At 65.3% G+C, this 13,929-nt stretch carries 12 protein-coding genes and 1 tRNA gene; 6 read left to right on the top strand and 7 right to left on the bottom strand.

All coding sequences use genetic code 11. The features are described 5' to 3' along the window. Positions 1-60 precede the first annotated feature (60 nt). The 4 genes from B5D13_RS03770 to B5D13_RS03785 all read right to left on the bottom strand — a co-directional run bounded on the left by B5D13_RS03770 (position 61) and on the right by B5D13_RS03785 (position 2,659). Positions 61-729: a queuosine precursor transporter gene (locus B5D13_RS03770; RefSeq protein ID WP_078686996.1), complete on the bottom strand. Its 669-nt coding sequence runs from the start codon at positions 727-729 to the stop codon at positions 61-63. Between the two features lie 108 nt (positions 730-837). Next, complete coding sequence (queC, locus tag B5D13_RS03775) at positions 838-1,536, bottom strand: 7-cyano-7-deazaguanine synthase QueC (protein WP_078686997.1); 699 nt, start codon at positions 1,534-1,536, stop codon at positions 838-840. Further along, positions 1,536-2,024, bottom strand: coding sequence for a preQ(1) synthase (queF, locus tag B5D13_RS03780; RefSeq protein WP_078686998.1), 489 nt, complete (start codon positions 2,022-2,024; stop codon positions 1,536-1,538). The genes queC and queF overlap by 1 nt, the downstream gene beginning before the upstream one ends. Positions 2,025-2,146: 122 nt before the next feature. Continuing rightward, entirely contained in the window at positions 2,147-2,659 is a 513-nt protein-coding gene (locus tag B5D13_RS03785; RefSeq protein WP_234970675.1) for a KDGP aldolase, read from the bottom strand. On the opposite strand from B5D13_RS03785, the gene xerC reads away from it, so the two are divergent. Then, positions 2,660-3,760 (top strand): site-specific integrase, encoded by a 1,101-nt coding sequence (xerC, locus tag B5D13_RS03790; RefSeq protein ID WP_143786724.1) that lies wholly within the window; start codon positions 2,660-2,662, stop codon positions 3,758-3,760. It abuts the gene before it with no gap. Positions 3,761-3,773: 13 nt separating this feature from the next. Here the strand turns inward: xerC and B5D13_RS03795 are convergent. Further along, a tRNA-Met gene (locus B5D13_RS03795) sits at positions 3,774-3,850 on the bottom strand. Positions 3,851-4,221: 371 nt separating this feature from the next. On the opposite strand from B5D13_RS03795, the gene B5D13_RS03800 reads away from it, so the two are divergent. The 5 genes from B5D13_RS03800 to B5D13_RS03820 all read left to right on the top strand — a co-directional run bounded on the left by B5D13_RS03800 (position 4,222) and on the right by B5D13_RS03820 (position 11,695). Then, positions 4,222-6,354: a HelD family protein gene (locus B5D13_RS03800; protein ID WP_078687001.1), complete on the top strand. Its 2,133-nt coding sequence runs from the start codon at positions 4,222-4,224 to the stop codon at positions 6,352-6,354. Between the two features lie 171 nt (positions 6,355-6,525). After that, a complete protein-coding gene (locus B5D13_RS03805) occupies positions 6,526-7,512 on the top strand; it encodes a LacI family DNA-binding transcriptional regulator (RefSeq protein WP_078687002.1) in 987 nt (328 codons plus the stop codon). 371 nt (positions 7,513-7,883) lie between these two features. Beyond that, entirely contained in the window at positions 7,884-9,305 is a 1,422-nt protein-coding gene (locus tag B5D13_RS03810) for a PTS transporter subunit EIIC (RefSeq protein WP_078687003.1), read from the top strand. A gap of 181 nt (positions 9,306-9,486) precedes the next feature. Next, positions 9,487-10,905 (top strand): glycoside hydrolase family 32 protein, encoded by a 1,419-nt coding sequence (locus tag B5D13_RS03815; protein ID WP_078687004.1) that lies wholly within the window; start codon positions 9,487-9,489, stop codon positions 10,903-10,905. A 169-nt stretch (positions 10,906-11,074) separates the two neighbouring features. Continuing rightward, positions 11,075-11,695, top strand: coding sequence for a glycerol-3-phosphate acyltransferase (locus B5D13_RS03820; protein ID WP_078687005.1), 621 nt, complete (start codon positions 11,075-11,077; stop codon positions 11,693-11,695). Between the two features lie 56 nt (positions 11,696-11,751). Here the strand turns inward: B5D13_RS03820 and B5D13_RS03825 are convergent, their stop codons facing one another. Together B5D13_RS03825 and pepT are read right to left on the bottom strand one after the other, a co-directional pair. Further along, a complete protein-coding gene (locus tag B5D13_RS03825) occupies positions 11,752-12,285 on the bottom strand; it encodes a hypothetical protein (protein WP_078687173.1) in 534 nt (177 codons plus the stop codon). A 218-nt stretch (positions 12,286-12,503) separates the two neighbouring features. Continuing rightward, positions 12,504-13,757 (bottom strand): peptidase T, encoded by a 1,254-nt coding sequence (gene pepT, locus B5D13_RS03830; RefSeq protein ID WP_078687006.1) that lies wholly within the window; start codon positions 13,755-13,757, stop codon positions 12,504-12,506. Positions 13,758-13,929 lie beyond the last annotated feature (172 nt).

Consider the following 13,929-nt stretch of genomic DNA (forward strand, 5'->3'; position numbering starts at 1 on the left):
GCGTGTAGAAGCTGTCGGCTATCCGCACGTGCGCAATATGACCATCATTGCGCGCGGGCGCTACAGCCCCTTGGCCCACCCGATCACGCGGCGGGTGACCAGCGGGTAGCAGACGCACTCGACGGCGACCTTCACGACGGAGGCCACGACGATCATCTGGAAGATGACGTCCCAGGGCAGCACGCCGGCAAACGCCATGAGCGAGAAGACCGTCATGTCCAGGGTCTCGCCCACCACCGTGGACGCGATGCAGCGAAGTGCCAGCCTGCCCTCGCCGTCGCGCACGTGCATGAGCTCCATCACCTTGGCGTTGGAGAGGCTGCCCACGACGTAGGCCGTGAAGCTTGCCACCAGGATGCGTGGGGTCGAGCCGAGCACCGTCTGGAAGGCGTCCTGGGCCGTGAAGGTCGCGAACTGGGGCGCGGCGAGCGTGAGGGTGAAGAAGGCCACGCACAGCAGGTCGCACAGAAACGCGATGATCGTGGCCCGGCGCGCCTCGCGGTAGCCGTACACCTCGGCCAGCACGTCCGAGACGATGTAGTCGATGGGGATGGTGAAGCTCCCGCAGGTGATAGCGAAGCCCAGGATGTCGGTCTGCTTGTTGGTGATGATGTTGGACGCGACGAGCGAGGCAACCGAGAGCGCGGTGAGCGTCTGCAGAAGGTGGAAGCGCCTGCCGACGGCCTTACCGTCGTCGGCGATGCCGTTGGCATCAGTCTGGTTGTTCATGCATTTCTCCTAGTTTTGTTTGGTTGAGGCTGGTTCTCTAGGACAGCCGTCTTGCTGGTATATCCGCTCGAAAGTCGGCGGGCGCGAGGCGAGCGGACAGTCGGCGCGCTAGACGCGGTAGGGCACGGGGTCCTCGACGCCGTTTGCCGCAAAGGCCGCCTTGCGGTCCAGGCAGGTGCCGCACTCGCCGCACTGGACGTCTCCGCCCTCGTAGCAGCTCCAGGTGAGCTCGTAGGGAACGCCCAGTCTGAGGCCCCACTTGACGACGCCCGCCTTGGTGAGCTCGACAAAGGGCGCCCTCACGTGCACGAGCCCGCCGGTCCCCGCCTCGATGGCCTCGTACATGGCGTCGGTGAAGCGCTTGGTGCAGTCGGGATAGGCGTCGCCGGCCGCATCGTCGGCGTGGGCACCCAGGTACAGCTCGACCTCCTGGCCGGGATACTCCGACAGCGCCGCGGCCGCGACGGACGAGAGCAGAAGGCCGTTGCGGAAGGGCACGTAGGTGTCGACCATGCCGCCGTGCTTCTCGTCCTTCTGACGCGCGTAGCTGCCGTGCCGAATCTCGCCGTTGCCCTCGAGCAGCGTGCAGTTGGAGCCATCGAAGATGCGCGATGCCTCGAGGTCGATGACGCGGTGCCTCACGCCGTAGTACTGGGCTATCTTCTGCGCGCAGACGAGCTCCTTCTTGTGCTTCTGCCCGTACCACGCGCTCACGGTGGTGACGTTCTGAGCGCCGTACTTGTCGACGGCGATGCCGACGCAGGTGGTCGAGTCGACGCCGCCGCTGCTCAGGATGACGGCCCTCATTACTCGTGGCCCCCAAGCTGCTCGAACTGACGGCGCGTGACCAGGTCACCGTAGCCGAACTCGGGGTTCGCCCAGTTGGCGAACGGCAGGATCGAGATGCCGCCGCGCGGGCGGAACTTGCCGAACACCTCGATGTAGCGGGGCTCCATCAGCCTGACGAGGTCATCCATAATGATGTTGACGACGTCCTCGTGGAAGTCGCCGTGGTTGCGGAAGCTGAACAGGTACAGCTTGAGCGACTTGCTCTCGACCATGCGGACGTTGGGGATGTAGTTGATGTAGATGGTGCCGAAGTCGGGCTGGCCCGTCTTGGGGCACAGCGTGGTGAACTCCGGGCACTCGAAGGTGACCATGTAGTCGCGGTCCTGGTGCTTGTTGACGAAGGTCTCCAGCACCTCGGGCGCATAGTCGTCGCGATACGTGGTGTTCTGGTTCCCCAGCAGCGTGACACCGTCGAGCTCGGTCTCGCTTCTTCCTGCCTCAGACATGGAGGTCCCTCCTCAAACAAAAAATTAACAGAAGAAAGCATACCGCCTAATAGAGGCACGTGCGAAGCTTCGCAATAGAACCACGATGCGAGAAGTTCGTGCCGTCGCGACTGCAGGCTCACCTAGACCGGAATGGAGTCCGAGTCGACGGTCTGATAGACGCTCAGGTCGCCCGGGAACTTGGTCTCGACATACTCGAAGGGCCGGCCGTCGTCGAGGTAGCCCACCTGCACGACCTCGAGCAGGGGTGTCCCCTCCTCCACCGAAAGGACCTCGCAGTCCTCCTTGGTCGCGCTGCCGGCACGAATCGTCTTGTGGTACGAATCGGGGCTCACATCGTAGTTCTCCTCGATCCAGTCGTGAATCGAGGACTCGGCCGCATCCAGGCAGATCTTCAGGATGGCATCGAAATTCTCGAGGGTGATGCCACCCGTGGGCTCGAGGATGAACTCGTTGCGTGCGCAGGCCTCGGCAACCGACCTCAGCTCATCTTCGACCTTGAGGCCTCCCATGGGGAAGAACTTAAGCGAGTTTCCGCCCATCTCCTTCACGATGGCGATGCAGGTGTCGACGGGAACCAGGGCGGGCTCGGCACAGCCCTTCCGCTCACGGAGGACCGCAACCGTCTGCGCCACGTGGAGCGCCATCTGGGCAACGTGCCCGTCAAGGACATCACCATCCAGATGGTCGAGCAGACCTACGCCGCCATCCGCAAGGAGACCGGCCTTTCCGGCACGTCGATGAACCAGATCCACACCCTGCTCAAGAACGTCTTCGAGAAGGGCATCGACTACGACTACATCTACCGGAACCCCTGCACGCGCGTCACGGCGCCACGCCGCGACAAGCCCAACCGCCGAGCCCTCACCGCAGAGGAGGACACCACGCTGCTCACCGCCGTGGACGAGTCCGAGGCGGAAGCCTTCAAGTCGCTCGAAGAGAAGGAGGCCCGCCGTGCGTACCGCGAGAAGCTCGGCATCGCGAAGGAGTGCCGCTTCATGCGCGGGCTGCACGACATCAGCTGCATCATGGCCGTTCGCATCGGCCTGGCCACGGACCAGCGCAGGGGCGAGGTGTTCGCGCTCACGTGGGGAGACGTCGACCTCGACGAGGACACCACCCACGTCGGGCACAACGTCACCTACCAGGACGTTGTCAAGACCCCGAAGACCGACTCGGGAGTCCGCACCATCGCAATCGACCCCACGACCGTCGAGCACCTCAGCATGTGGAAGGACCGCCAGGCGGAGGAGCTCGCCAAGATCTGCGTCAAGCAGACCGACGAGACGCCGGTGTGCTGCTCGAGCACGGGCGGCCGCATCCGCATCGACAACTTCAGCCACTGGTGGGGGATCTGGCGCAAGGAACACGGCTTCGACGGGCTCAGGTTCCACGAGCTCCGGCACACACAGGCCACATTGCTCCTCGCCAACGGCGTCGACGTCAAGACCGTCCAGACCAGGCTCGGCCACGCCAGCGCAAGCATCACGCTCGACTGGTACGCCCACGCCATCCCGCAGAACGACCACGCGGCGGCAACGATGCTCGGCAACCTGCTCAACAGCAAGCAAGAGGAAGACGAACCGAAAGACCCGCAGGAAAACGCTGCTCAGACCCAAGAAGAATCATTCCGGTTGCTCCCTCACGAGAACCTTCCCAAAGTCACGGCAAAGTCACGGCAGAAGGCTCGAAGGGGGCATACGAAAACAGGCCAGCTCGTCCAATTAGTGAGCTGACCTGCGTTAATGTTGGTCGCGGGGGCTGGATTTGAACCAACGACCTCCGGGTTATGAGCCCGGCGAGCTACCAGACTGCTCCACCCCGCAATGTCTGGGCGCACCCTGTGCGCAAGGAAGTAATATAGCGGCATGTCCAACATGAGTCAACGCAAAGATTGCCAGTTGTGAATTCTTCTTCACAATGCCAGTTGGATGCCGCGATCGCGGAACCAGGCACTTCTCGGCTGACTACGCCTCATCCACCGTTGAGCGCGCCGATGCCTCCGTTGCCGTCCCGGTCACCCCCCTCTTGGGCTTCTCTCGGACTGCACTAGCCCCCCCCTGCCCCTCCCACCTTCCCTTATTTGGTGAACCGGCTCTCGCTGTTCCCAACCGTCCCATTTCTGGGCATAGTTAAGGGCAGACAGACACTGGGCGCGGCGGATGCGCGGCGGCCGACGAACAACCATGGGAGCGAAATGGCAGCAGACAGCGACGACCCCACCTTCATCGAGGAACAGAGACACCTGAGCGAGATCTACGCTCAGCTACGCGACATCTACGACGAGCTGACCGAAGAGATCGAGGTCAAGCACAAGAGCGCCGCTCAGGACCTGAGGGACCTCTCGGAGGAGGTCCGCATCGACTTTGGCGGCGCGGACGAGACGATGGAGACCCTCGCGGCCATCGAGACTCTCAACTCCGTCATCGACACCTACAACCAACACCACGACTTTGCCGTCGAGAAGCTGGGCCGCGTCATTATGCTGATGGGCCAGCCCTACTTTGCCAAGGTGCGCCTGAAGATGCGCCCCGGTCGCCCCGCACGCGACGTCTACATTGGCTCGGCGGGCATCACCGACAAGAACAAGATTCCCCTGATCGTCGACTGGCGCAACCCCGTGGCCGAGACCTACTACAACCAGGAGATGGGCCCGACCTCCTACACCGTGGACGGGCGCGTGCGCACCGTCAACCTTGAGCTGCGCCGCCAGTACGACATCGTGCGCGACAAGCTGAACGCCTACTTCGACACGACCATCGCCATCGAGGACTCGCTGCTGCTCAACGCCCTCAAGCGCCACCACACCGAGAAGCTCCAGGCCATCACCGCGACCATCCAGAAGGAGCAGAACCAGGTCGTGCGCCACGAGGACGTGCCCGTGATGCTGGTCAACGGCATCGCGGGGTCGGGCAAGACCTCGGTCCTTTTGCAGCGAATCGCCTTCCTCTTCTACCGCAACCGCGAGACGCTCAGCCCCGAGCAGGTCTACCTCTTCACCCCCAACCAGGTGTTCCAGAAGTACATCGACACGGTCCTGCCCACGCTGGGCGAGTCGAACCCGCAGACCTTCACCTGGAAGGAGTTCCTGGCGGGCCTGGGCCTGGGCGACCGCGGGACCGGCGCCGAGGAAGACCCGGCGGTTCTCGACGAGCTGGACGCGGCCTTCGGCGACGTGCAGGTCAAGATGGAGGACCTCCGCGACATCCGCGTGGGCGAGACCGCGCTCATCAAGGCCTCGCAGATCAAGAGCGCATTGGAGAAGTTCTCGCAGTTCCCCGTCGGGCCCCGCCTCATGGCGCTGGTGCGCGACGAGCTGCACGACCGCCTGGACAGGCGCATTGCCCAGATGGCCCACGGCGAGGAGGTACTCGAGGAGGTGCTCGCGCTCGACGTGGACGAGCAGATGGAGCTCTTCGGCGAGGTGGCCAGCCCCTCCAACGACGACGATGCCTTCCGTTACGCCAAGAAGCTGCTCAAGAGCCGCTACAATTGCGCCCACGAGGACATCGAGAACCTGACGTGGCTGCGCCTTGACCGCATAGGCTGCCGCATGACCGGGAGGAAGGCCATCAGCGCGGCCGAGTGGCTCTACCTGAAGCTTCTGGTGACCGGCCATGGCGCCGACGACGCCCGCTTCGTCATGATCGACGAGGTACAGGACTACACGCTCACGCAGCTGACGGTTCTGGCCAAGTACTTCCCCCGCGCCCACTTCCTGCTTTTGGGCGACTCGCACCAGGCCATCCACGAGGGGACGGCTACCTTCGAACAGATTCGCGAGCTGTTCGCGCGCACCCACGGCAACGTGGAGGAATGCCGCCTGATGACCAGCTACCGCTCGAGCCCCGAGATCACCAGGCTGTTCGCGAGCCTGCTGCCCGAGGAGGAGCGCATCAACCTGAGCTCGGTGCACCGCCCCGGCATCGCCCCGCGCGTCGTCGAGGTGGCCGACGGCGAGACCAACACCCAGGCCTGGCTCGACGAGCTCCGCTCGGCCATCGACGCCGCGGCCCAGGACGAGGGCCTCACCGCGGTGGTCGCCGCGGACAAGCGCCGCGTGAGCTGGCTCTCGAAGCGGCTGGGGGAGCGCGTCGTCACCGTCAGGAACGGCAAGAAGCTGCCGGCCGAAGGCGTGGTCCTGATGGACCTCCCGCTGGCGAAGGGTCTCGAGTTCGACCACGTGATCGTCCCGGACGCACAGGAGACCGTCTACCCTGACACGCCGCTCGCGCGCCGCAGGCTCTACACCGCGATATCGCGCGCCATGCACAAGGTGGACCTCATCTCGCAGGGAGGCATTTCTCCCCTGCTTGCAGACTGGAAGTAGCGGCCACCGCATACGCGGGCCGTCGTCCGTTCGGGCGGCGGCCCTTTCTTTTCCGACGCGAAGCTTGCTATTGTGGAACCGATTTCACAACGAACGGCATCTGGCGGCGGTGGCGGTCACGCCCAACGGCAGACGCCTCACGCACGATTACGCACGATTGGGAGCTTCGACATGGACATCAACGAGATTGCCCGCATGGCCGGCGTTTCTCGCGCGACGGTTTCGCGCTACCTCAACGACGGCTACGTGTCGGAGGAGAAGCGCCACATGATCAAGAAGGTCATCGACGAGACCGGCTACGTCCCCTCTCAGCGTGCCCAGACCCTGCGCACCGGCAAGACCAAGCTCGTGGGCGTGATCATCCCCAAGATCAGCTCCGACTCGGTCAGTCGCATGGTGCAGGGCATGACCAAGCTCTTCCGCGAGAACGGCTACCAGATCATCCTGGCCAACACCGACAACGACGCGAAGGCCGAGGTCGACTACATCAAGCTGTTCTCGGGCCGCAACAAGGTGGACGGCATCATCCTGATAGCCACGGTCTTCTCGGCGGCGCACATTCGCGCGCTCGAGGCATGCAGCATACCCACGGTGGTGCTCGGGCAGAAGCTCGAGGGGCAGTCGTGCGTCTTCCAGGACGACTTCCACGCGCTGTACGAGATCACGCTTTCGGCGCTCCAGCACGGCAGCAAGCCGGCGTTCCTGGGCGTGCGCGAGGACGACGTGTCCGCCGGCCACCAGAGGCACGAGGGCTTCATGGCGGCCTGCAAGGAGCTGGACATTAGGATCCCCCAGAAGAACGTCATCCTGGGCGGCAAGTTCAGCGTCGACGCGGGCTACAACATGACTGAGGAGCTCATCGAGTCGGGCGCCGACGTGGACACCATCGTCTGCGCGACCGACAACATCGCCTTCGGCGCGATCACCTGCCTGCGCGAGTACGGACGGCGCGTCCCGGAGGACGTCCAGGTGACCGGCGTCGGCGACGGCACGCTCTCGCAGGTGGTCAGCCCCACGCTCACCACCGTCCACCACTACTACCGCGAATCCGGCCTGGAGGCGGCAAAGATCCTGGTTGACGCCATGAACGGCGGCACCACCATCGCGCGCGAGGTGCGCATGGGCTACGAGGTCCGCAGGAGGCGCTCGACCCGCTAGGCGGCGCACGGACGCACGCGCACTCGGCACTCGGTATCGCCGGGGGCCCTTTTGCGCCGCGTGCCGCATGGCGTCGGGCACTGGCCGACGCCGCAGAATCCCCCATGGCCGCAGCTCGGTCGGCGAAACCTCCCGGCATCGAAGGCGACATCTGTCGGATACCGTTCGCCGTCCTATTCATACCGTTTGCCGCGAGCATAGTAAGGAAGTCGCGATTCTCCATATACGGGGAGTATTTCTATTGTTGTGAGAACGATTTCACATCGTTTCACACTTGTTTATAATGCGTTTGTTAGTTTTGTTCTGTGTTTGTTTGTGAGAACGATTTCATTCTGCCTACGTTCTCACTGCCATCCGAAAAAGGGGGAAACATGGCACTAGACCACAAGCAGGCGGCTGAGGAGATCCTCAAGGCCGTCGGCGGCAAGGAGAACATCGTGTCCGCAGCCCACTGCGCCACGCGTCTCCGCCTTGTCATCGCCGACGACAGCAAGGTCGACAAGGACGCCGTCGACAACGCCACGGGCGCCAAGGGCAACTTCTCTGCCTCGGGCCAGCTCCAAGTCATCTACGGCACCGGCACCGTCGACAAGGTGTACGACGAGTTCGTCAAGATCGCCGGCGTCGAGGCCGCGACCAAGGACGAGGTCAAGCAGGCGGCTGCCGCCAAGGGCAACGCCTTCCAGCGTGCCATCAAGGTCCTGGCAGACGTCTTCGTCCCCATCATCCCGGCAATCGTCGCCTCCGGTATGCTCATGGGCATCATGGGCGCCCTCAGCTTCATGGGCACGCCCGTCGCAGACGGCGGCGCAGGCTTCTTCGCCCTTGACCAGACGACCGTCTGGTGGCGCATTGCCGCGCTGATCAACGCCTGCGCGCTCGCCAACCTCCAGATTCTCCTGGGCTTCTCGGCGGCCAAGGTCTTCGGCGGCAACCCCTACCTGGGTGCATCGCTCGGCGCGCTCCTGATCAGCGGTGACTTCATCAACGCCTACAGCGCCTCCGCCGCGATCGCCGACGGCTCCATGATCACCCTCCCGGTCATCCCGGGCGTCTACAGCATCGACTGGATCGGCTACCAGGGCCACGTCATCCCCATCCTCGTAGGCGTCTGGATCCTCTGCTTCTTCGAGAAGCGCCTCCACAAGATCGTCCCCGAGATGCTCGACCTGTTCCTCACTCCCCTTCTGTCCGTCTCGCTCGCTGCCTACATCACGATCCTGTTCATCGGCCCGGTCTTCGTCTGGCTCGAGAACAGCATCCTCAGCGTGCTCATGTTCCTGCTCACCGTGCCCCTGGGCCTTGGCTACATCGCAATCGGCCTGATCTACTCGCCTTCCGTCGTCACCGGCCTGCACCAGATGTACACCGCCATCGACGTCTCGATGCTCGCCCAGTACGGCGTCACCTACTGGCTGCCCATCGCCAGCGCCGCGAACATCGCCCAGGGCGGCGCCTGCCTCGCGGTCGCGCTCAAGACCAAGAGCGACAAGACCAAGGCGCTCGCGGTTCCCGCCGGCATCTCCTGCCTGCTGGGCATCACCGAGCCCGCAATCTTCGGCGTCAACCTGCCTAACCTCAAGCCCTTCGCCTGCGGCATGGCCGGCTCCGCCTGCGGCGCCCTGATGTGCTTCATCTTCCACCTCGCCGCCAGCGGCACCGGCGTCACGGGCATCTTCGGCATCCTGCTCTGCATTGCCCAGCCCGTCCAGTACGCCATCATGTTCGCCGTCGCCTTCGGCGTGGCATTCGGCCTCTCCATGGTCCTCTACAAGGACAAGGTCGCCGAATAAGGCTTCACCCCGAAACGCCAGGGGAGCGGCCGCGGTCGCTCCCCCCTTTCGCGTTTCGCGCGCCCATCGGCTCACCAGCGCAGGCGCTGGGCGCACGCAACGCGAAGGCTTCGCGGGAGCGCACGGGCGGCTCGCAGCCCTCCGCGAGATTCGAGATCACCAACACAGGAAGCAGGTAAACATGACCGACAAGACGTGGCGCATGGGCTTTCACCTTATGCCTCCCTCCGGCTGGATCAACGACCCCAACGGTCTGTGCCAGTTCAGGGGCGTCTACCACGCCTTCTTCCAGTACAGCCCCGACTGGCCCAACGGCGGAGAGCGCTGTTGGGGACACGCCACGAGCACCAACCTCGTGAGCTGGGACTACCACGACGTCGCGATCCACCAGGACACCCCCGAGGACGCCAACGGCGCCTACTCGGGCTCGACCTTCGTCGAGCGCGGCGCGGCGGCGGACGGCGGCGACCGCATGCGCATCTACTACACGGGCAACGTGAAGCACCCGGGCGACTACGACTACATCAACGAGGGTCGCGGCGCGAACGAGATCACCGTCACCAGCGACGACGGCATGCACTTCTCGCCCAAGCAGGTGCTGCTCAGGAATGCCGACTACCCCGCCTACTGCTCGTGCCACGTGCGCGACCCCAAGCTGTGGGAGCAGCGCGGCGAGCTCCACATGGCCCTGGGCGCGCGCGACCGCGACAGTCACGGCCTGGCGCTCATCTACAGCTCCACCGATGGCATCGACTGGCGGCTTCGAACCGCCATCCGCCCCACAGATGACTTCGGCTTCATGTGGGAGTGCCCCGACGTGATCCGCCTGGTTGAGGGTGCAGACGGCCAGAGGCACGAGTTCCTGGGCTTCTGCCCGCAAGGGATGCCCGCGAAGGACGACGACGGCAGGGGCACCTCATGGGCCGGTTACCTGCCGCTCTCCGGCACCGCCATCGACGCCACGACGGCCGACCCCGCGCTCTGGCGCGAGTGGGACGGCGGCTTTGACTTCTATGCGCCCCAGACCTTCGTCGACGACGCAGGCCGCACTCTGCTGATTGCCTGGGTCGGCATGCCCGACGAGGACTTTATGGGCCAGCCGGAGCAGCTCGACTGGATCCACAGCCTGAGCGTCCCGCGCACGCTGGAGGTGGACCCCAAGGATCCCACCCGCATCATGCAGTGGCCCGTGGGCGAGGTCGACGCGCTGCGCCAGGAGGCCACCGAGGCCCAGGACGGGCAGCTCTCGCTCCCCTGTCACCGCGCGGACATAGAGGTCGAGGGCGTGCAGGGCGACTTCGCCCTCACGCTGGACGGAGCACTCGCCATCAGTGGCAGCGGGGACAGCGTCACGCTGTCGCTCGACGCGGCGACCGGCTGTGGCCGCGGCGCCCGCTCGATCGCCTGCGGCGGCATCGAGTCGCTGCGCGTGCTGGTTGACGAGTCCATCGTCGAGGTGTTCGTCAACGGCGGCCGCGCGACCTTCACCACGCGCTGGTTCCCCACGGCCGACAAGCTCGATGTGAGGCTCGAGGGCTCGTGCGCCTCGGCCCGCGCGTGGACCATGGCGAAGGCGGGTACAGACCCGTACGAGGGTTAGGCCTCACTGCCCGCCGGCCCGGCTCCTTGCATCCAGCTGGACCGGCGGACGCGAGATATGAGACCATGTGTCTCGACCAAGGCTGGGTCCGGCGCGCTCGCGTCGGACCCTTCTTGCGAAGGAGGGCGCGCCGCCTTGCCGGGTGAAGCGCCATGGGAGGAACGGAACTATGCTCATCGCCTGCCTGCTCGTCGGATACCTGCTGGGAAGCTTTCTGACCGCCGAGGTCGTCTGCCGCGTCGTCGCGCACCGAAGCGCGTTCGAGGTCGGCGAGGGCAACCCCGGCATGGCCAGCGTCGGCCGCGAGCTGGGCGCCAAGGCGGGAGCCTGCGTGCTTGCGGGAGACATCCTCAAGACCGTGGCCGCCTGGGCCGCGGCGCAGCTGCTGTGTCCCGCAGACGCGCAGGTGGCCGGGCTGCTCGCGACGCTGGGCGCGACCGTGGGCCACAACCACCCCTTCTGGCACCGCTTCCGCGGCGGCAAGGGCGTGGCGACCACCTGCTCGGCCATCATCCTGGCCTCTCCCGCCCTGGGAGTCGCGGCAAGCCTCGCGGGCCTGGCGGTCGTGGTCCTCTCGGGCTACCTCTGCTGGGGCGCCTTGGCCATACCCGTGGCGTTCACGCTGCTGACGCTCGCGACCGGAGCCGCACCCGCGGTCGTGGTGGCGTCTGCGATACTCGCGGCGCTCATGGCAAAGGCGCACGCCAACGCCATGAGCGAGGCCCTGGCGGGCACGCGCCGCAGGGCCAGCATATCGACTAAGTTTTGGGACAGGGTCAGGCGCCGCTAGTTGCTGCCACATGCGGGCGGCAGCGGGGTCGGGCGAGGTCGTCGCTGGCGGCGGGGCTAGTTCTCGAGCACCTCGAAGCGGTTGATGCGCATGAGGATCTGCTCGACGTCAAGGGTTCCCAGGATGGTGACGGGCTTCTTCTCGCCCACGTAGAACACCCTGACACTCTGGTAGCCCGCGGCGTTGCTGGGGCGAGCCCACTCCATGCGCAGGATGTTCTCGTAGCGGATGGTGCGCTCGGGACCCACGAACGGCGTGATCGTCATGTAGTCCTCGTAGGTGATCACGCGGTAGCGGCACATGGCCGCCCACAGCAGGAACGTCACAAGGACGAAGGTGCAGAAGAACGCCAGCACCACGACGGGATTGGCGCTGTAGACTCCCAGCTCGCACAGCCACGAGAGCAGAAGTCCCAGAAGCGACATGAAGACAATCACAAGAAGCAGCGCGCGGGTGAGCGCGATGGACACCAGGTAGGTGTCGTGGTGGCGATGGTGGCGCTCCGACATGCCCGTTCCCATCGAGAACTGCATGAACAGGGCAAGCAGGGGCACCATCGTCGTCACCGCGGCCAGGATGTTGTGGAGCATGTCGGCGTCACCTCCCCAGAGGAGCTCGTCGCCGCAGGGGCGAACCATATAAAAGCTTGGCTGATTTGAATATAGGGTACCGCGCACGGCCGGCCCGGAGCCCTGCAGCCCCCGCGCGCGGGGGCCATGCATCCGCAAGCGAGAAGGGCCTGCGGCCAAGGGTTGATTTTGCTACGCGAGCGGTAGCAGATTGGCCGGTCGCCGGCACGGCAGCCTCCCTACGCGACGGCGAACTTGGCCACGAGCCTCACCAGCATTTCGACGGTCAGCTCCATGCTGCGCACGGGAATGAACTCGCGTACGCTGTGGGCGTTGTAGCCGCCGGTCGCCAGGTTGGGGCAGGGCAGGCCGCGCAGCGAGAGCTGGGAGCCGTCGGTGCCGCCGCGGACCGCGATAACGAACGGCTCGATGCCCGCCTCGCGATTCGCCTCGAGCGCGCGGTCAATCAGGAAGGGGCAGTCGTCGAAGGCCTCGACCATGTTGCGGTACTGCTCACGCAGCTCGACCTCGACGGTCCCCTCGCCGTAGCGAGCGTTGAGGAACGCGGCGATGTCGCGCAGCACCTGCTGGCGCGCCTCGAATTTGGCGGAGTCGTGGTCGCGGACGATGTAGCACAGCTCCACCTCGGACGCCGAGCCCTTGATCGAGATGGGGTGGTAGAAGCCCTCGCGGCCCTCGGTGTGCTCCGGGCGCTCGAAGGCCGGCACAAGGCTCTGGAACTCGCCGGCGACGGTGATGGCGTTGACCATGATGTCCTTCGCGGTGCCCGGGTGGACCATCACGCCGCGCACGCGGACCTTGGCCTCGGCCGCGTTGAAGGTCTCGTAGCAGAACTCGCCCAGGGCCTCGCCGTCAACGGTGTAGCACCAGGTGGCGCCGAACTCCTTCAGGTCCAGGAGCGACGCGCCGTGGCCGATTTCCTCGTCGGGCACGAAGGCAATCTTGAGCGCGGGATGGGGCAGACTGGGGTCGTCCCTCAGACGCTTGACGAGGGCGCAGATCTCGGCCACGCCGGCCTTGTCGTCAGCCGAGAGGAGCGTGCTGCCGTCGCTGCAGATGATGTCCTGGCCCTCGAGCTTCTTCAGGTCGGGAACCTGCTCGGGCGTGGTCGCGACGGTCACGCCGTCCACGACGCCAGCCACCAGGTCACCGCCCTCGTAGTGGACGATGTGCGGCTTCACGCCGGATGCGGGCGCGTCGACGACGGAGTCCAGATGCGCGCAGAGGCCCAGTGCGGGAAGTCCCTCGGCCCCCTCGGAGGCCGCGACGCTCGCGGTGACGTAAGCGTGCTCGTCGACGCGGACGTCGTCGCAGCCCAGGACGCGAAGCTCTTCTCCAAGGTAGGCGGCCATCTTGTGCTGCTCGGGCGTGGAGGGAGTCTGGTCCTCGTTGTCGGGGTTGGACTGGGAGTCAATCTGGACGTAGCGCATGAAGCGCTCGACGACGTCGGAAAGCTCGGCGTTTTCAGCCATGCGGTGCTCCTTTCGGACGGTTGCCCGTCCTCGCGTGATTTCTAGCGAACGATGGTAGCACGCAGCCGGCGCCGCACGGGCGCTTATGCCGAATGCACAGACAACGCAAGCGGGGTCGCCGCCCGAAGGCAACGACCCCACGCAATGGCACTCACATGGCTTGCGCCTGCCT

This window comes from Olsenella sp. KH1P3 (assembly GCF_900167315.1).
In the GTDB taxonomy this organism is placed as follows: domain Bacteria; phylum Actinomycetota; class Coriobacteriia; order Coriobacteriales; family Atopobiaceae; genus Olsenella_J; species Olsenella_J umbonata_A.